The sequence below is a fragment of the Bradyrhizobium genosp. L genome (genome assembly GCF_015624485.1).
Classification (GTDB): domain Bacteria; phylum Pseudomonadota; class Alphaproteobacteria; order Rhizobiales; family Xanthobacteraceae; genus Bradyrhizobium.
In genome coordinates this window covers 293,344-311,433 of record NZ_CP061378.1, presented here as the reverse complement: position 1 = coordinate 311,433, position 18,090 = coordinate 293,344, and the positions used below count along the sequence as shown (strand labels likewise).

Annotated in this window: 21 protein-coding genes and 1 tRNA gene; 10 read left to right on the top strand and 12 right to left on the bottom strand. The window is 64.5% G+C overall.

The annotated features are described in order from the left end of the window. Positions 1-161 precede the first annotated feature (161 nt). Entirely contained in the window at positions 162-539 is a 378-nt protein-coding gene (locus IC762_RS01490; protein WP_195786900.1) for a response regulator, read from the bottom strand. A gap of 208 nt (positions 540-747) precedes the next feature. On the opposite strand from IC762_RS01490, the gene IC762_RS01485 reads away from it, so the two are divergent. From IC762_RS01485 to IC762_RS01455, 7 genes are all read left to right on the top strand, one after another. After that, on the top strand, positions 748-1,512 hold the full coding sequence (locus tag IC762_RS01485; RefSeq protein WP_195786899.1) for a Crp/Fnr family transcriptional regulator: 765 nt from the start codon (positions 748-750) through the stop codon (positions 1,510-1,512). A 199-nt stretch (positions 1,513-1,711) separates the two neighbouring features. Next, positions 1,712-2,431, top strand: a complete 720-nt coding sequence (locus tag IC762_RS01480) for a prolipoprotein diacylglyceryl transferase (protein ID WP_195786898.1) — start codon at positions 1,712-1,714, stop codon at positions 2,429-2,431. Then, complete coding sequence (locus tag IC762_RS01475; RefSeq protein WP_195786897.1) at positions 2,412-3,857, top strand: radical SAM protein; 1,446 nt, start codon at positions 2,412-2,414, stop codon at positions 3,855-3,857. The genes IC762_RS01480 and IC762_RS01475 overlap by 20 nt, the downstream gene beginning before the upstream one ends. Beyond that, entirely contained in the window at positions 3,854-4,114 is a 261-nt protein-coding gene (locus IC762_RS01470) for a hypothetical protein (RefSeq protein ID WP_246801393.1), read from the top strand. The genes IC762_RS01475 and IC762_RS01470 overlap by 4 nt, the downstream gene beginning before the upstream one ends. A 12-nt stretch (positions 4,115-4,126) precedes the next feature. Continuing rightward, positions 4,127-4,384: a hypothetical protein gene (locus IC762_RS01465; protein WP_195786896.1), complete on the top strand. Its 258-nt coding sequence runs from the start codon at positions 4,127-4,129 to the stop codon at positions 4,382-4,384. A 290-nt stretch (positions 4,385-4,674) separates the two neighbouring features. Beyond that, positions 4,675-6,501, top strand: coding sequence for a translational GTPase TypA (gene typA / locus IC762_RS01460; protein WP_195786895.1), 1,827 nt, complete (start codon positions 4,675-4,677; stop codon positions 6,499-6,501). A 175-nt stretch (positions 6,502-6,676) separates the two neighbouring features. Further along, positions 6,677-7,924, top strand: coding sequence for a flavin monoamine oxidase family protein (locus IC762_RS01455; protein ID WP_195786894.1), 1,248 nt, complete (start codon positions 6,677-6,679; stop codon positions 7,922-7,924). A 9-nt stretch (positions 7,925-7,933) separates the two neighbouring features. Here IC762_RS01455 and IC762_RS01450 read toward each other — a convergent pair whose 3' ends face one another. From IC762_RS01450 to IC762_RS01435, 4 genes are all read right to left on the bottom strand, one after another. Next, positions 7,934-8,833, bottom strand: coding sequence for an HNH endonuclease (locus IC762_RS01450; RefSeq protein WP_195786893.1), 900 nt, complete (start codon positions 8,831-8,833; stop codon positions 7,934-7,936). 71 nt (positions 8,834-8,904) lie between these two features. After that, entirely contained in the window at positions 8,905-9,312 is a 408-nt protein-coding gene (locus IC762_RS01445) for a thiol-disulfide oxidoreductase DCC family protein (protein ID WP_195786892.1), read from the bottom strand. After that, the gene (locus IC762_RS01440; RefSeq protein WP_195786891.1) at positions 9,309-10,634 is read right to left on the bottom strand and encodes an SDR family oxidoreductase; all 1,326 of its coding nucleotides are present in this window, start codon (positions 10,632-10,634) and stop codon (positions 9,309-9,311) included. The genes IC762_RS01445 and IC762_RS01440 overlap by 4 nt, the downstream gene beginning before the upstream one ends. Before the next feature lie 8 nt (positions 10,635-10,642). Beyond that, positions 10,643-11,110 (bottom strand): DUF2269 family protein, encoded by a 468-nt coding sequence (locus IC762_RS01435; RefSeq protein WP_195786890.1) that lies wholly within the window; start codon positions 11,108-11,110, stop codon positions 10,643-10,645. Positions 11,111-11,352: 242 nt separating this feature from the next. Here IC762_RS01435 and IC762_RS01430 point away from each other — a divergent pair, with 242 nt between their 5' ends. Together IC762_RS01430 and ppa are read left to right on the top strand one after the other, a co-directional pair. Then, positions 11,353-11,862 (top strand): GNAT family N-acetyltransferase, encoded by a 510-nt coding sequence (locus IC762_RS01430; RefSeq protein WP_195786889.1) that lies wholly within the window; start codon positions 11,353-11,355, stop codon positions 11,860-11,862. 167 nt (positions 11,863-12,029) lie between these two features. After that, complete coding sequence (gene ppa, locus IC762_RS01425; RefSeq protein ID WP_195786888.1) at positions 12,030-12,563, top strand: inorganic diphosphatase; 534 nt, start codon at positions 12,030-12,032, stop codon at positions 12,561-12,563. Positions 12,564-12,673: 110 nt separating this feature from the next. Here ppa and folD read toward each other — a convergent pair whose 3' ends face one another. Genes folD through IC762_RS01410 form a run of 3 tightly spaced genes read right to left on the bottom strand, consistent with a single transcriptional unit; the run spans position 12,674 to position 14,200 of the window. Further along, on the bottom strand, positions 12,674-13,558 hold the full coding sequence (gene folD / locus IC762_RS01420; protein ID WP_195786887.1) for a bifunctional methylenetetrahydrofolate dehydrogenase/methenyltetrahydrofolate cyclohydrolase FolD: 885 nt from the start codon (positions 13,556-13,558) through the stop codon (positions 12,674-12,676). 1 nt (position 13,559) lies between these two features. Then, positions 13,560-13,886: a DUF167 domain-containing protein gene (locus IC762_RS01415; protein WP_195786886.1), complete on the bottom strand. Its 327-nt coding sequence runs from the start codon at positions 13,884-13,886 to the stop codon at positions 13,560-13,562. A 23-nt stretch (positions 13,887-13,909) separates the two neighbouring features. Beyond that, the gene (locus IC762_RS01410; RefSeq protein ID WP_195786885.1) at positions 13,910-14,200 is read right to left on the bottom strand and encodes a YggT family protein; all 291 of its coding nucleotides are present in this window, start codon (positions 14,198-14,200) and stop codon (positions 13,910-13,912) included. Between the two features lie 178 nt (positions 14,201-14,378). Between IC762_RS01410 and IC762_RS01405 the strand changes: the two genes are divergently transcribed. Next, positions 14,379-14,454, top strand: a tRNA-Ala gene (locus IC762_RS01405). Between the two features lie 231 nt (positions 14,455-14,685). On the opposite strand, the gene IC762_RS01400 is transcribed toward IC762_RS01405, so the two are convergent. The 4 genes from IC762_RS01400 to IC762_RS01385 all read right to left on the bottom strand — a co-directional run bounded on the left by IC762_RS01400 (position 14,686) and on the right by IC762_RS01385 (position 18,064). Further along, positions 14,686-15,495 (bottom strand): enoyl-CoA hydratase, encoded by an 810-nt coding sequence (locus IC762_RS01400; RefSeq protein WP_195786884.1) that lies wholly within the window; start codon positions 15,493-15,495, stop codon positions 14,686-14,688. Positions 15,496-15,606: 111 nt separating this feature from the next. Further along, positions 15,607-16,401, bottom strand: coding sequence for a glutamine amidotransferase (locus IC762_RS01395; protein ID WP_195786883.1), 795 nt, complete (start codon positions 16,399-16,401; stop codon positions 15,607-15,609). 142 nt (positions 16,402-16,543) lie between these two features. Continuing rightward, positions 16,544-17,323 carry an SDR family NAD(P)-dependent oxidoreductase gene (locus tag IC762_RS01390; RefSeq protein ID WP_195786882.1) on the bottom strand — a complete coding sequence of 260 codons (780 nt, stop codon included), beginning with the start codon at positions 17,321-17,323 and terminating at the stop codon, positions 16,544-16,546. Between the two features lie 237 nt (positions 17,324-17,560). Beyond that, on the bottom strand, positions 17,561-18,064 hold the full coding sequence (locus IC762_RS01385) for a TerB family tellurite resistance protein (protein WP_195786881.1): 504 nt from the start codon (positions 18,062-18,064) through the stop codon (positions 17,561-17,563). Between the last annotated feature and the right edge of the window lie 26 nt (positions 18,065-18,090).

The following is an 18,090-nucleotide window of genomic DNA, read 5'->3' as shown; positions in this document are numbered from 1 at the left end:
CAATCAGCCCGCTCCGCAACCCGAACATCGCCAAAAGACATCGCAGGCCTCTCGTCCAAACAGGTCGAAAGGCCTTGAATCACATTCACAAACTCCGGGGAATCACTTTCGGGGCTCCCGTAGCCCCCTTGTGGGAGAGGCGAACCGAGAATGCGGAAGGTTCAGCCCAACCGGCGCTTCAGTGCCGCTTCCAGCGTCTCGCTGGAGCATGGCTTGGTCAGCCGGGGCTTGCCGGCGAGCGCCGGCGGAAGCCTGGCGTCCGCTCCATAGCCGGTGACGAACACATAGGGCACGTTCAGCGCATCGAGCCGCTCGGCGACCACGAAGGTCGTCTCGCCCCTGATGAGGCCGACGTCGAGCAGCGCGAAATCCGGCACCTGGCTGGCGATCAGGTCGAGCGCGCGGACCACACTGGCGGCGACCCGGACCGTCTTTGCGCCGAAGCCGAGGATCGTATCCTCGAAATCGAGCGCGATGATTGGATCGTCCTCGACAATGAGGACGTCGCCGGGCATGCCGGCATGAGAGGCGGGTTCCATGGCTCGCCGGAGTCCGTTTTTTGATTTTGGAGGGGAGACCGGATCGGATCCGGCCAGTCGGCCCGCGACCGGCGCCCCTCACGAGCACGCCGGCTGTTCCCGATGTGAAACCATCACATTGGAAGCTGCGTCGTCTGTTCACTAGTGAACATATATGCGGGAACTTTTTCAGTATGGTCCGCGTTGGGACTTGCAGGAAACACTTCCAATGATTGCGAAACGGACCGAGTTGGCCGGGACCAGTGACCGGCCATTCAACAATCTTTTGCGCCGGCTCAGCGCTGCCGACTATGAGCTGATCGCACCGCACCTTGCGCTGGTGGATGGCGGGTCGAACGACCTGCTCTACAACCCCGGCGACGACGTGCAGACCGTGCACTTTCCGTGCGGGCCAAGCCTCGCCTCCTACATGGTGCCCAACGAGGACGGGCGCGATGTCGAGACGATCCTGGTCGGCCGCGAAGGCGCGGTCGGCGGCATCGTCAGCCAGGGCTTTCTGCCGGCCTACACCCGCATCACCGTCAAGTTCGGCGGGCCGTTCGTGCGGCTGCCGATCAGCAGGCTCGATGCCGCCAAGCTCAAATCGATCTCGGTGCGCAACATCTTCGCGCGCTATGCCGACTGCATGCTGGCGCAGATCTTCCAATCGACCGCCTGCAACGCCATCCATTCGATCGAGCAGCGCGCCGCCAAATGGATCATCTCGGCGATCGAGCGCACCAATGGCGACGGCATGGTGCCGCTGACCCATGAGCAGCTCTCGACCCTGCTCGGCGTCGGCCGCAGCTACACCAGCCGCGTGATCCAGAACTTCAAGGCCGAGGGCGTGCTCGACACCCGCCGCGGCGCGATCGTGATCCGCAACCCGGACGGCCTGCGGCAGCGCGCCTGCCTGTGCAACGACGCGGTCAAGGACCATTTCGAGGAAGTGCTGCGCGGCGTCTATCCCAGCGAGGATAATCCGACGAACTAGCCGTGCTTCACCTCGCCCCGCCTGCGGGGAGAGGTCGGATTGCATCGCAGATGCAATCCGGGTGAGGGGGAGTCTCCACGAACTCACTGCTTGCTGAGTTTGCGAAGACAGCCCCTCACCCCAACCCTCTCCCCGTAAGCACGGGGAGAGGGGGTGGAGGGAGTATCGCGCACCGCGCAATCCACGCTACACTCGCGCCATGAGCGGGGCAGGACTTCACGCGATCTTCGATGTCGCCGCATGGTGCGCTGCGGCTGCCGCCATGTGGTGGCTGTCGCGCCTGCGCCACCTGCAATTCCCAAAGCAGTCGTTCGAGCTGCCTTACATCGCCGCGTTGGTGTTCGGCGCCGGGATCGGTGCCTACATCTTCGGCACGCTGAACCTGTGGTGCTCCGGCATGGGGGGCATCGCCCGCTCGGTCGAGGGCGCACTGGCCGGCGGCATCGTCGCCATCGAGCTCTACAAATGGCTGCACGGCATCCGCCTGCGCACCGGCGCGCGTTTCGCACTGCCACTGGCTGTCGGCGTCGCGGTCGGCCGGCTCGGCTGCTACTTCGCCGGCATCGAGGATTTCACCTATGGCACACCGACCGCGTTGCCATGGGGCCATGATTTCGGCGACGGCATCTTGCGCCATCCGGTGCAGCTCTATGAGAGCCTCGCTATGGCGGCGTTCGCGGCCTTCTATGTGTGGGCCGTGTTGAACCGCAACGCCGCCGTCATCACCAATGGATTCTACCTGGTGCTGTTCTATTACGGCCTGCAGCGCTTCGTGTGGGAATTCGTAAAACCCTACGGCCCGCTGATCGGCCCGCTCTCGCTGTTCCACGTGCTGTCGCTGTTTGTCATGATTTATGCCGCCGTCATGCTGGCGACGGCGCCAAATGTGAGTTTGACGCATGAACGCGCCGCTGCGTAAGGCCCGCCCTTACATCTTCTGGGGCCAGACCCAATCGTTGTGCGAAACCTGCCTCGCGCTGGTGCCGACCAAGATCCAGATATCAGGCAACGAGGTCTGGTACGAGAAGCGCTGCAAGCAGCATGGCGTACAGTCGACGCTGGTCTCGACCGATTCCGCCTATTGGCGGCTGTGCAAGGACTTCATCAAGCCCGGCGACCGCCCGCTCGCGTTTCAGCGCCACACCGAATTCGGCTGCCCCTATGATTGCGGGCTCTGCCCGGACCACGAGCAGCACTCCTGCCTGGCGCTGATCGAGATCACCGAGCACTGCAACCTGACCTGCCCGGTGTGCTTTGCCGATTCCTCGCCGGCACGCACCAGCTTCACGCCGCTGGCCAAGATCGAGAAGATGCTCGACGCGCTGGTCGCAAGCGAGGGTGAGCCGGACCTGGTGCAGATCTCCGGCGGCGAGCCGACGCTGCATCCGGATTTCTTCGCCATCCTCGACGCCGTCCGGGCGCGGCCGATCCGCCATGTCATGATCAACACCAACGGCCTGCGCATCGCGCGCGAGCCGGAGTTCGTGGCAAGACTTGCAGAGAACAAGCGCGGGCTGGAAGTCTACCTGCAATTCGATTCGCTCAAGCGCGACGCGCTGGTCAATCTGCGCGGTGCGGATTTACGAAAAATCCGCCAGCAGGCGCTGGAGAATCTCGAACGCGAGGGCGTCTCGACCACGCTGGTCGCGACCATCAAGCGCGGCGTCAACGATGCCGAGATCGGCGACATCGTGCGCCATGCGCTGACCTGGAATTGCGTGCGCGGCGTGACGCTGCAGCCGGTGCAGGACGCCGGCCGCAACGAGCATTTCAACAAGGACACCGACCGCATCATGCTGTCGGAGATCCGACAGCGCGTGGTCGAGACCGGGGTATTCGGCGACAAGGACATGATCCCGCTGCCCTGCAATCCCGAGAGCATCTCGATCGGCTACGGCCTGCGCAATGGCGAGAAGGTGCTGCCGCTGACTTCGCTGTTCGAGCGGGAGCAATTGCTCGCGATGATGCCCAACACGATCAGCCCGGAGAAATATCCGGTGCTGCGGGAAAAATTCGTCGATCTGTTCTCGCTGTCGTCGGGACCGCTCAACACCAGCGAGCGGGTCTGCGAGTTGCTGTGCTGCCTGCCGAGCTTCCAGGTACCGGACGGGCTCGGCTACGAGAACGTGTTCCGCGTCACCATCGTGCAATTCCTCGATCGCTTCAATTTCTGCGTCGGCAACGTCAAGCGAAGCTGCATCCACTTCGTCACCGAGAGCGGCGCCATCATCCCGTTCGACACCTACAATCTGTTCTACCGTGATGGAAAGATCGACGGCATCCGCGCTGCGCTCGCGGGGCAGACCTACCGCGAGGCGCGGCAAAGCGAGGGGGTGCCGCGATGAGCGAGACCAATCCGCCATCTGTCCCGCCGGCTCAGCCGCAAATGCCGGACGAATCCTACCGCCCGCCGCCTCCTCCGCCACGGCGTGACGGTTGCCTGACTGCATTCATGGTGGTTGTCGGGCTGGTGCTGCTGTTCCCTGGTATCTGCTTCCTCGCGTTCGCCAGCAACGCTGCCCCGCTCGGGCTGATTGGATTTGTCCTGGTCGGATCGGCGATCTTCCTTTTCATCCGCGCGGCGACCCCGCCCAAGCAATAGGGTCACCGCCACATGAGCGACATCGGCTCGTCGCCTCCGCCGGCCCCGCCGCCTTCCCCACCGCAGCGGCACGGCTGCGCGACAGCGTTCATGGTGCTGTTCGGGCTGATTCTGCTACTGCCCGGCCTCTGCGCCATCCTGTTCGGGGTCGGCACGCTGTCCGAATCACGCCCCGATCCGACCATCCTGTTCCTGGTGCTGCTCGGCCTTCTCGTCGGCTTCGCCGGCGTGATGCTAATCTACGCCGCGATCAAGGGGCCAACCCGGTAGTCTTTCCTGGTCGACGGCCCAGAATCGACGGGAACCAACTTTTCCGGCCGAAAACGGTCAACCAGACCACCAATAAATCGTTGTTTTTTGGCGATTTCTGACTATATTGCGCCGCAACGCGCTGAGGTGCCCGGTCCTGACGACCGGGCTTCCTTTTTGGGGCGAAGCGTCCCCGTCAAATTTCGCAGGTATGAGCGTGATCCGGGCCCTCTTGGGCCATGTCAGCGAGCGGCCGGCCGAATGGTCCGGCGAGATCGCGCAAAAACCGTTGCACGACCAGAAGAAGAGCCATGAACCTTCGTAACGTCGCCATCATCGCCCACGTCGACCACGGCAAGACCACCCTGGTCGACCGCCTGCTGCAGCAATCCGGCACCTACCGCGAGAACCAGAAGGTGACCGAGCGTGCCATGGACTCCAACGATCTGGAGCGTGAGCGCGGCATCACCATCCTGGCCAAGGCGGCCTCGGTGCAGTGGAAGGACACCCGCATCAACATCGTCGACACCCCCGGCCACGCCGATTTCGGCGGCGAGGTCGAGCGCATCCTCAACATGGTCGATGGCGCCCTGGTGCTGGTGGACGCCGCCGAAGGCCCGCTGCCGCAGACCAAGTTCGTGGTGTCGAAAGCGCTCAAGGTCGGGTTGAAGCCGATCGTCGTGATCAACAAGGTCGACCGCCCCGACGCGCGCCCGACCGAGGTCATCAACGAGGTGTTCGACCTGTTCGCGGCGCTCGATGCCTCCGAAGAGCAGCTCGACTTCCCGATCCTGTACGGGTCGGCCAAGCAGGGCTGGATGGGCGACAGCCCGGAGGCCTCGCATGACGCCGGCATGCAGCCGCTGTTCGACCTGATCGTACGCCACGTCGCGCCGCCGAAGGTCGAAGAGGGTCCGTTCCGCATGATCGGCACCATCCTCGAGGCCAACCCCTATCTCGGCCGCATTATCACCGGCCGCATCTCGTCGGGCGCCATCAAGCCGAACCAGGCCGTGAAGGTGCTCGGCGCCGACGGCAAGACCATCGAGCAGGGCCGTATCACAAAGATCCTGGCCTTCCGCGGCATCGAGCGCACGCCGCTGGAGGAAGCCGAAGCCGGCGACATCGTCGCGATCGCGGGCCTCACCAAGGGCACCGTCGCCGATACCTTCTGCGATCCCAGCGTCGAGGCACCGCTGGTGGCGCAGCCGATCGATCCGCCGACCGTGTCGATGTCGTTCATCGTCAACAACTCGCCGCTCGCCGGCACCGAAGGCGACAAGGTCACCTCGCGCATGATCCGCGACCGCCTGCTGCGCGAGGCCGAGGGCAATGTCGCGCTGCGCGTCGTCGAGGCCTCCGACAAGGATTCGATGGAGGTCTCCGGCCGCGGCGAATTGCAACTCGCGATCCTGATCGAGACCATGCGCCGCGAAGGTTTCGAGGTCTCGGTGTCTCGCCCGCGTGTCGTGCTGCAAAAGGACGAGACGTCCGGCGGCTGGCAGGAGCCGATCGAGGAGGTCGTGATCGACGTCGACGAGGAGCATTCCGGCGTCGTCGTGCAGAAGATGAGCGAGCGCAAGGCCGAGATGATCGAGATGCGCCCGTCCGGCGGCAACCGCCTGCGGCTGGTGTTCTACGCCCCGACCCGCGGCCTGATCGGCTATCAGGGCGAACTGCTGACCGACACCCGCGGCACCGCGATCATGAACCGCATCTTCCACGGCTATGCGCCGTACAAGGGCGAGATCCAGGGCCGCCGCAACGGCGTCTTGATCTCCAACGACCAGGGCGAGGCGGTGGCCTACGCGATGTTCAAGCTGGAAGACCGCGGCCCGATGATGATCGAGCCGGGCTGGAAGGTCTACAAGGGCATGATCGTCGGCGAGCACACCCGCGACAACGATCTCGAGATCAACGTGCTCAAGGGCAAGCAGCTCACCAACATCCGCACCACCTCGAAGGACGAAGCGGTGCGTCTGACCCCGCCGATCCGGATGACGCTGGAAAAGGCGCTCGCCTATATCGAGGACGACGAGCTCGTCGAAGTGACGCCGAAGTCGATCCGGCTGCGCAAGAAGCATCTCGACCCGAACGAGCGCAAGCGCGCCGAAAAGGCCAAGGAAGCTGTAGCTTAAGCGGTGGCTTAAGCCCCCGCTGTCGTGCTCCGCGAAAGCGGGGCACCCAGTACGCCGCGGCCTATCCATTCGACTACACCTGCCTCTGGAATAGTGGATCGCCCGCATGCGCGGGCGATGGCAGTCATGTTTGCGGTAGCTTCAGGCTCTCACCCAAACGTGCTAGAGCCGGGGCATGAGTTCCCTTCCCTCCTCAGTCGATGTCGCCATCATCGGCGCCGGCGCCGCCGGCCTTGGCGCCGCGCATGCGCTGAAGCGGACCGGCCTCTCCACCATCGTGCTGGAAGCCCGCGACCGGCTCGGCGGCCGCGCGCATACGATTCAAGCGGCACCTGACGTCACGTTCGACGTCGGCTGCGGCTGGCTGCATTCGGCCGACAAGAATAGTTTCGTCGATATCGCCAGGCAGCTCGAATTCGCGATCAACAAGGATCTGCCGCCCTGGCGCGAGCGCGCCTACGGCAAGGCGTTCCCGCAAGCCGACCGCGACGAATTCGTCACCGCGCTCGACGCTTTCTACGACCGCATCGAAGAAGCCGCGGAGAGCGACAAGGACGCCCCGGCCAACCTCTATCTCGAGCCCGGCAACCGCTGGAACCCGATGATCGATGCGATCTCGACCTATGTGAACGGCTGCGAGCTCGACCAGGCCTCGATCCTCGACATCGACGCCTATGAGGACACCGAGATCAATTGGCGCGTTCGCCGCGGCTATGGCGCGTTGATCACGGCCTATGGCGCCGAGCTGCCGGTGGTGCTGAACTGCGAGGTGAAGCTGATCGATCACGCCGGCCCTCGTGTGCGCGTCGAAACGTCGCGCGGCACGATCGAGGCCGACAAGGTGATCGTCACCGTGCCGACCAACCTGCTCGCCGACGAAGCGATCCGTTTCTCGCCCGTGCTGCCGGACAAGCTCGACGCCGCGCGCGGCCTGCCGCTCGGCCTCGCCGACAAGGTGACGCTGGCGCTCGAAGGCGCCGACGCCTTTCCGGCGGAAGGCAACCTGCGCGGCGCCACCATGCGCACCGAGATGGGCACCTATCACATCCGCCCGTTCGGCCAGCCCTGCATCGAAGGCTTCTTCGGCGGCCGCTTCGCGCAGGCGCTCGAAGACGCCGGCGACGGCGCCATCGCCGCGCACAGCATCGACGAGATCGTCTCCTTCCTCGGCAGCGATGTCCGCCGCAAGCTGAAGCCGTTGAAGGAATCGCGCTGGGCGCACGACAAGTTCGCGCGCGGCTCGTACTCGCATGCCCTGCCCGGCCACGCCGGCAAGCGCGCGGTGCTCGCCGCGCCGGTCGACGGCCGGCTGTTTTTTGCGGGTGAAGCGACCTCGCCGAACTTTTTCTCGACGGCGCATGGGGCGCGGGATTCGGGGGAACGGGCGGCGATGGAAGTGTTGCCTACGCTCGCGCGCAAATAGGGGCAGGCCTTACCCCTTAAAGATTTTGTCTCTGTGAAATTTCAAGAATTGGGCATTTGGGTAGAAGGCTTCTTCGCGCGGCAAATGAACCCGGCCGCTCGAATTCAGAAGTCGCGCGGCATCTTCGGGGACGTGATTTCCCGCGACCAGTATCCTGTAGTCATCCCCAATCGAAATTAATCCACGGTCAAACATCCAATGAACCGTTCCGGATAGGGCAATTCCATTTCGGACTGAATCTGGTCCGTTCGACGCAACCGGCTGAATGTGTGCCGCTTGAACCTCGGGCCGCCCCCCGCCATTAATCAAACGAAGACCCGTCATCGCGCACCTGTTCGCATAGGCTGCACGAACATTGTACATAAACGACCGCTCTCGGAATGGCCGGGAAATGGTCATCTCTACCGTAGGCCTCTCGAAGGGCACTGATGGCTCTGAGATTTCTGAGTCAGTTTCCTGCTGAAGCGTCGCGCTCTCACTGAGGATTGGGGCAAAGCCAGCCTTCAAAATAAGATCAAACTCCGTGTCGGGAACGATTCGCACCGCCCGCCCGAAAGCTCCCTTGTTAGTTGAGCCATCGACTTTCTTCAGAGCGCTTTCATAATATTGCGTGCCCTCCGCGAACGGCACGGGTCTATCGAAGTCAAGATACTCATCGATGAGCGCGTAGTGGTGGTCTTTAAGTTCCCGATCTTCGACAACGGCTGTTACTCGCGCGACGCCGAAATAGGATTGTCTACCTCCGAAACTCGACAGATCGATGCTCGATCGCCTCGGCTCGTAGTAGACGATGTGGTCACCAACCGTCCGGCTCACTTGATTGAGATATGTTTTCGGAAAGTGATAACGGACCTCTGGAAGGTCTCTGTAACCCGGCTGTGCTTTCGTTGTGAAAACTGCTTTGGCCATTCAGCTTGTCGAGCAATCCACTCTTGTGGAGTGAGTTTAACCTCATCTTACTCGAGAAGGCCAGTCACGGCTTATTCCAGCACCCGCGCCCGCATGTCGGCATCCGGCACGAAGCACGTCTCGTACTTCCCGAATATCTTGTACCGATTGCGCGCGATCACGCTGTAGACTGCATCTCGCAGCGGCTTCGGCACAGCGGACAGCGCACGCGTCCAGCCCCATCCGGGTAGATGGCCCAGCACCGTCAGAGCCGCATCGGATTTGAGCCACGCGACGCCGCCATGGACCACCGCGTTGGTGTCGGGGTCGTCGGGGTCGATGCCAAAAGTCGTCGCCAGACGCGTGCCGTAGTCGGACTGGATCGGCGTGAAGCGGAAACGGCGTGCCGTGTCGCGCGCCACGACGAAGCGGACCCAGCGTGAGCAGAAGATGCAGACGCCGTCATAGAGGATCACATCGTCGTCGGGCCACGCGGTCATCGGTTGTCCAATATCAGCAGCGCGACCAGCATCAGGACGATCGCCGGTCCCGTCTTGACCAGCGCGCCGAGCGGCTCGATCCAGAGCTCCGGAGTCAGGATCGCCGACCCCACCATGTAGCCGAGCGAGGCGATGATGCCGGCGACGAGGCCCAAGGCGGCGGTGCGTCGGAAGGCAATCAGCACGCCGATGCTCATGTCCATCAGGCTGGTCAGCACCGTGATGGGGCCGACCAGCGCCGGCGGAAAGTTGTGCGCACGCAGGATGCCGGCGGCGGCGTGATAGGAGATGAAAAGCGCGATGAAGCCGGAGGCGACCCAGAACAGCACCAGGCTTGCGAGGATCAACGCCTTGATCAGGAACAGCCGCGCGAACCATTTGTCCTGAATGGTCGCGGGACCCTCGCCGATCGCTTGCGCGATGGTCTTCGGCACGATGCCGGTCGCCTCCATCCAGGCTGCTGGATCGCCGGTGACGCCGCGGCGCAGCTCGGCGATCGCGGTCGAACGCAGCGGCGGCATCCAGCCGAGATGGGTCGAGAGATCGCCGAGCCGCGCGCCGAGATCGATCAGGAAGCCGGGCGAGGTGATCCGCATCTGCCTGGCCGTGCCGAACGACCAGCGGAACTGATCGATCACGCCGCCGAGCGAGACCGGCTGCTTCTGCATCAGGTCCCAGGTCACGGCGTGCACGCTCTCATCGGTGATGTCCCGCTCGGCCAGCGACGCGATCGTTGCGGCGATGTCCTCGACGGCCACCGGCTGGAACGGCGTCGCGGCCTCATCGGCCGGCAAACCGACCGGCAGCGCCGCCAGCGCGCGCAGCATGGCGCTGCCGCCATAGACCGAGGGCGCGACGACGAAGCCCGGACGCAGGATCGCATGCGCGATGCCGGAGGCCGCGATCAACCGCTCGGCCTCGCGTTTGGTGGTCGAGAAGGCGGTGCGATCCTCGTTGGCTGCGCCGGGAATCGAGATCTGGACGAGACGGACGGCGCGCTCGCTGCCGCGGATCGCCTCAATGAGCCGCGCCACGAAATCGCGATGCACCGCGCTGGTGTCGCTGCCCGGGCCGTCCTGCAGCACGCCGAGGCAGTTGACGACGACGTCGGCGCTGCGGGCGCGAAGCAGCTGCGCCAGCGCTGCCGCATCCATCGACATCACCGGCAGCTCGAGGTCGAACGCGCTGACCTTCTGCGCAAGCGAGAATTGCCGTGCGATCCCGATCACATGGAAACCGCGTCCGCGCAGATCGTCGGTGAGGGTGCGGCCGATCAGGCCGGACGCGCCGAGCACGACGATGTTGCGTGATGCTTCGCCCATTGGGGGTCCTAGAAAGGCTTCGCGATCATCAGCCACAGGATGATCATGACCGAGCCGAAGCCGGGAATACCGAACAGCAACCAGCGGCGGAAGAGCGCAAAATAGCGCGGCGGCAGGGCGTGATTTTTCTCCGCCGCGGCGCGCGCGAGATCGCGCATCTCGATCTGCATGAAGACGACGGGGATCCAGAACGCGCCCGCCACGGCGTAGAGCGCGAGCGAGACCAGCAGCCAGCGCTCCGTGAGACTGGTCGACGACAGCATTATCAACAGCCCGCCACTGACCGGTTGCAGCAGCACCGCCGACAACGTGAAGACCATGTCCGCGATCACGACGGTCGCCGCAGTGCGCGCGATGAAGGCCGCGTCATGCGTGCGATGCGCCATCAGCATGAAGAAGGCGATGCCGGTCCCGGTGCCGAGGATCACGATGGCGCCGAGCACATGGAGATATTTGACCAGCAAGTAGAGCGTCATTGTCTCGCTCGCTCCGGCGACGAATCACATCTCGGGACACCCGCCCGGACATGGGCGTTGTCATAAACCACGGCAAGTCCATGCCCTGCTCCGGATCTTGCCCACAGACCATGCCGTGCCGGACGGCGTCCTGTCCTTTTTCGGTACAATTTTTCACCACACTGATGCAGAAAATCCACAGGTTAACCGATAATTAACGATGGACCTTGAAGGCGGCCGTCCGACTTGCTTTGATAATGGCCATGAGCACAACGCTGATCGAAGTCCGGCCGGCCAAAGCTGCAGATGCAACTGCGGTGGCGTGCACCCATGACGAGGCCTGGCGCTCGGCGTATCAGGGCATCATCCCCGGCGCCGAACTCGAGAAGCTGATCAACCGCCGCGGCCCGCAATGGTGGGACAGCGCGATCCGCAAGGGCAGCCGCGTCAGCGTGCTGGTGTTCGGCGACAAGATCGCGGGCTACGCCAATTACGGCCGCAACCGCGCCCGCAGCCTGCACTTCGAAGGCGAGATCTACGAGCTCTATCTGCGGCCGGAATTCCAGGGCCTCGGCTTCGGCCGGCGGCTGTTCACCGCGGCGCGCCGCGACCTGGTGCAGAGCGGCCTGAAGAGCATGGTGATCTGGGCGCTCTCCGACAACGAGGCGGCGACCGAGTTCTATCGTGCGCTGGGCGGCCGCATGGTGGCGCGCTCGTCGGAGCGGTTCGGGCCGAAGTCGCTCGACAAGGTCGCTTTCGCCTGGACGAACTGAAAATCCCGCTTCTCTCGCGCCCGCAGCAAGGCTAGACCAGCCTGAGCGCTTCACGCGATGCCCCGCCCGGCATCAGGCTCGGGCAACCATACGGCTTCGCGCCGTGACGGCGCCAAACAAGAAAATCCCATCACCGCCCACTCCCTAAAGGCCACGCGGAGCAATCCATGCGTATCGACGCCATATCGACCGGAAAGAACCCGCCCCACGACGTCAACGTCATCATCGAGGTGCCCGTTGGCGGCGAGCCCATCAAATACGAGATGGACAAGGAGGCCGGCACGCTGGTGGTAGACCGCTTCCTCTACACGCCGATGCGCTATCCCGGCAATTACGGCTTCATCCCGCACACGCTGTCGGGCGACGGCGACCCCTGCGACGTGCTGATCATCAACACCCGCGCGATCATCCCCGGCGCCGTCATGAGCGTCCGCCCGGTCGGCGTGCTCCTGATGGAAGACGAGGCCGGCGGCGACGAGAAGATCATCGCGGTGCCCTCGTCGAAGCTCACCCAGCGCTACGACAAGGTGAAGAACTACAGCGACCTTCCCCAGATCACGCTGGACCAGATCCAGCACTTCTTCGAGCATTACAAGGATCTCGAGAAGGGCAAGTGGGTGAAGATCCTCCGCTGGGGCGACGCCGAGGAGGCGTGCAAGCTGATCCTGGAAGGGATCGAGCGGGACAAGAAGCAGAAGTGACGACGTAGTCGTCATTCCGGGGCTCGCGAAGCGAGAACCCGGAATCTCGCGCCACAACTTCGAGGTTCCGGGTTCGCGTCTTCGACGCGCCCCGGAACGCCGGCGCTGGACTACACCGCCGGTGCCGGCAGGCCGGCGATCGCGCAGGCCGCGCGCAGCGTGTTCACCAAGAGGCACGCCACCGTCATCTGGCCGACGCCGCCCGGCACCGGCGTGATCGCGCCGGCAACGGCGAGCGCCTCCTGGAACGCGACGTCGCCGACCAGCTTCGGCTTGCCGCCCTCGACCGGGATACGGTTGATGCCGACATCGATCACGGTCGCGCCCGGCTTCAGCCAGTCACCGCGCACCATCTCGGGCTTGCCGACCGCGGCATAGACCAGGTCGGCCTGCGCACAGAGCTTCGGCAGATCGCGCGAGCGCGAATGCGCGATCGTCACCGTCGCGTTCTCGTTCAGCAGCAATTGCACCAGCGGTCGGCCGACCAGATTGGAGCGGCCGATCACGATCGCATTCATGCCCTCGAGCGAGGCATGCACGCTCTTGGTCAGGATGATGCAGCCGAGCGGCGTGCAGGGCGACAGCGCGGCAAGGCCGCCGGCGAGCCGGCCGGCATTGCTCGGATGCAGGCCGTCGACGTCCTTGGCCGGATCGATCGCATTGATGATGGTCTCGGTGTGCAGCGATTTCGGCAGCGGCAGCTGCACCAGAATGCCGTGCACCAGCGGATCGCGGTTGAGCCGCGCGATCAGCGCCAACAGGTCGGCCTGCGAAACATCCGCCGGCAGCTTGTGCTCGAACGAGGCCATGCCGGCGGCCTGGGTCTGGGTGTGCTTGCTGCGGACATAGACCTCGCTGGCGGGATCGTTACCCACCAGCACGACCGCGAGCCCGGGGGTCAGCGCATGGTCGCGCTGGACGCGGGCGACTTCGTCGGCGACGCGGGCACGAAGCTCGGCGGCGATGGCTTTTCCGTCGATGATGCGGGCAGTCATGTCAGTCCTCGGTCGTTCGCGTGGCGGTCAGCCGCTTCAAGGTCTCGCCCAGCCCCTTCGGGTCGCCGTCGATCGCCACCTGCTTGAGGCGTGAGGTGACGCCGGACACGATCTTCACCCTGACCTTCGGCACGCCGAGCGCCTTCGCCAGCAGCTCGGTCACCGCGCGGTTGGCCTCGCCGCCCTCGGCAATGGCGCGGACCCGAATCTTCACCACCGAGCGGCCGTTGGCCAGCGTCTCGACGCCGTCGATCTCGTCACGGCCGCCGCGCGGCGTCACGCGCAACGCGATGCTGATGCCCTCGGTGGAATAGCGCCAAGGGTCCATCGCGAAGGGTCCATCAACGAGCGTCAGATGACGTTGGGATAGATGTAATACATGATCACCCGCTCGATAAACATGATCAGCAGGATCACGATGATCGGCGAGATGTCGAGCCCGCCGAGATTCGGCATCACGTTGCGGATCGGGCGCAGCACCGGCTCGGTGATCCGGTACAGGAACTCGGCCACCGCCGCGACGAACTGGTTGCGCGTGTTGACGACGTTGAAGGCGATCAGCCAGGACAGAATGGCGGACGCGATCAAGAGCCATGTGTAGAGGTCGAGGACGATGATGACGATGTCGAGAACGGCGCGCATATGGTGGGGGCTCGCAGGGAGGACAGCCTGCTAGATATCGGTTCATCCCCCTGCAAACAAGGGAAGTTCCCGGCCAAAAAGCCTCAAACCCGCGGTTTCACCGTTCTTGACTTGACCTTGGGCGGCACTGTAAATGGCGCCCTGCTGCCGGTCGGGACACTCAGCACCCGGCCACGATGGGGCCATAGCTCAGCTGGGAGAGCGCGTCGTTCGCAATGACGAGGTCGGCGGTTCGATCCCGCCTGGCTCCACCACGCTTCGCCCTTCGGGCTACGCGTGGCGCAGCCACGAGTTGCCCGGAGGGTGAAGCGTGGTGTCCGGCGTAGCCCGAAGGGCGAAGACGGACCGGTTCAGCAAACCCCTCTCATCCATCGCCTACGACCTACGCGTGGCGCAGCCACGAGAGTTGCCCGGAGGGCGAAGCGTGGTGTCCGGCGAAGCCCAAAGGGCGAAGACGGACCGGTTCAGCAAACCCAAACAGCCCCTCACGTCCCCGTAAACCGCGGCGGCCGCTTCTCCACGAAGCTTGCCACCCCTTCCCTGAAATCATTTCCCTTCAGCGCGATCTGCATCTCGCGGTTGGCGTCGATGGTGGCTTCGGCCAGCGTCTGGAACGGGGTGTCGTAGAGCTGGCGCTTGATGACGGCGATGGCGCTCGGCGAAACGAAATCGGCGAGGTCGCGGGCATAGGCGTAAGTCTCCTCGCGCAGCTTGTCCGGCGCAGACAGCCGGTTGACGAGGCCGATGCGCAGCGCCTCCGCCGCCGAGACGCGCCGCGCCGACATCAACAGATCGAGCGCGTTGGCGTGGCCTATGATGCGCGGCAACGTCCAGCTGATGCCGTGCTCGGCGATCAGGCCGCGCCGGGCGAAGGCGGTGGTGAACACCGCGGTATCGGCCGCGAAGCGCAAATCGCAATAGAGCGCATGGACCAGGCCGATGCCGGCGGTGGCGCCGTTGAGCATCGCAATCACGGGCTTCTTGATCGCCGGATAATAGGCATAGCGCGTCTGCCAGTCGGCGCGACGGTTCATGTCGAACGGAATGCTGTCGCCGCGCCTGACCTCGTTGGGATCGATGCCCTGCAAAGCCTCCATGTCGGCACCGGCGCAGAAGCCGCGGCCCGCGCCGGTCAGCACGATGACGCGGACATCGTCGTCATTGGCCGCGGCCTCCATCGCATGGCGCACATCGCGCTCCATGATCGCGGTCCACGCATTCATGCGGTCGGGGCGGTTGAGCGTGATCGTCGCGATCCGCTCGCTGACCTCATAGAGGATGTGCTGGTAGCTCACGGCCGTCTCCCTTGCCTTGTTGTTCTTGACGCGCGCGACCAGGCCGCGCGCGTCAGCGGAGACTAGCACATCGCTGACAATGAAAAGGCGGCGTGAAATTCCGCGTGGCGGCTATTCGGCGGCTTGCAGCATCAATGCCTGCGGCGCGCGCGCGAGCCAGCCGTCGATGAAATGCTTCAGCCAGGCGCGTTCGGCGGCATCGTGGACCGCGCGCTCGGCGAAGTGCAGATGGCGCGGCTGTGCGCCCGGCTGGTCCATCCGCCCGCAACCGCGCGTGGTCCAGCGATGCATCATCGCGTAAGTGACGTCGGGATGGAATTGCAGGCCGAAGGCATTGCCGAACTGGAATGCCTGCACCGGAAAATCATCGCCGGCGGCGAGCAGCTCGGCGCCGTCGGGCAATGCAAAGCCTTCGCCGTGCCAGTGATAGACGCGCGCCGGCCAGTGCGGGCAAAGCGCGCGGCCCGCCGCCGTTGGCCTGATCGGGTAATAGCCGACCTCGACGCGGCCTTCCGCGTGCGGCGCCACCTCGGCACCGAGCTGTTTCGCCAGCATCTGGGCGCCGAGGCAGATGCCGAGGAACGGGCGCTGCTCGCGCAGGGGGATCTCGATCCAGTCGATCTCACGCTTCACATAATCATCGGGATCGTTGGCGCTCATCGGACCGCCGAAGATCACCGCGCCGGCGTAATCCTCGAGCGTCTCGGGCAGCGGATCGCCGAAGCGCGGATGGCGGATGTCGAGCGGATGGCCGAGCGCGCGCAGGGCGTTGCCGATCCGGCCGGGGGTTGAGGTCTCCTGATGCAGCACGATCAGGATCGGTGCCTGCTCCGATGGCGTGGCCGCGTCCGGCCCCGGACTTGCGAAGGGCACCACGACACGGGCTGGGGTCGACCGGAACGACATTGTCTCTGCTCAGGAATTCGGCACGTCAGGCGAAATCATAACTAAGCGATCGTTAACATCATGTGTGTGAGTTGCCGCACATCCCAAACAAAGCAAATCGCGGGCCAGAAACAGCCCTAACGACACGCGCGGGGGTCAATGGTTAGCGCTTGCGGAGCTGGAAGCCGCCGACCGCGGTCAGGATAAAGGAGCGCGGGAAGAAGCGGAGCAGGAACGGCACCAGCTTGATGAAAGCCCCCGGCAGCACGGCGCGCTTGTTGGCCATCAGCCCGCGATAGGCCTGGCGGGCGACCTCGGCCGGCACGACGTTGAGGATGGCAGAATCGAATCCGGGCGTAAAACCTGCGCGCGCCTGGAACTCGGACGGCACCGGACCCGGGCAAACCACGGTGACGCGGACGCCCTGCGGCGCCAGCTCGCAGCGCAACGCCTCGGAGAACGACAGCACATAGGCCTTGCTGGCGTAGTACACGGCCATGCCGGGTCCCGGCAGGAAGCCTGCGATCGAGCCGAGATTGAGGATGCCGCCGCGATTGCGGATCAGCTGGTCGGCGAAGCGCAGCGAAAGATCGGTCAGCGCGCGGATGTTGACCGTGATCATGTCGAGCTGCTCGGCGCGGTCGCATTTGACGGCGAGGCCGAACAGGCCGAAGCCGGCATTGTTGACGAGATATTCGACCTCGACCCCGGCCCCGACAAGAGCCGCGGCAATCGTGTCGCCGGCATCCAGCGCCTGAAGATCGCAGGGGATCACGATCGGCGCCGCTCCGCCCTTTGCGCCGAGCTCATCGGCCAGCGCCTGCAGCCGATCGGCACGCCGCGCCACCAGCGCCACACGGTGCCCGTTGGATGCAAACACCCGCGCCAGCTCGCTGCCGATGCCCGCCGATGCGCCCGTTATCAGCGTCACACGCTCGGTCACGATTCAAACTCTTATTTCAAATTCCGAAAGAGGTCCCCGACGGCGGCGACGAGAGCATAGGCATGCGGTGGGACGCAAGCCGTGTGTAACCTTCTGGGCAGAAGCACGGCGCAGATTTCGCGACGAAACGCCGATTTTTCAGCCCCGTCGCCCATAATCGCGGCAGGGCGCGCCGCACATTAAAATTTGGTCATCCCGGATCCGGGGTGCGTTCGCGGCTGCTGCGCCAAGAGCGTGTCAGATTGCCGCGTCGGCGGTGCCCCAGGGGCCTTTCGGCAACGCCGCCTGCTTCTCGGCGACGCGATGCTTGAGATCGATGCGGTCGCGCGAGGACACGCCGAGCAGATCGGCGGCACGCCAGACCACGTTGTCCTCGAACTCGCTGACCTCGCCGTCGGCATAGACCAATTCCCACATCATCTCGACGATGCGCAGCCGTCCCTCCTCGTTCACCGAGCGCATGATCACGCTGGTGAAGTGATAAAGATCGACCGCCTCGCCCTCGACCCGCATCGCCGATGCGATCAGTTTGTCGGCAGTACCGGGATCGAGCTGGAATCGGCTCTCGATCAGGCTGTGCAGCTTGCGCGTCTCGGCCGGCGTCGGCTCGCCGTCCAGCGAAACGACATGCACCAGGAGCGCGGTTGCGGCCAGGCGATAGTCGCCGTCGTCGAAAGCGCGGTCGGCTTGTGCGTCGGGGGAGACGATATCGGCAATGAATTGGCGGAGTCCGTCGAGCATCGCTCTCTCTGTGGAATGGGCCTGAT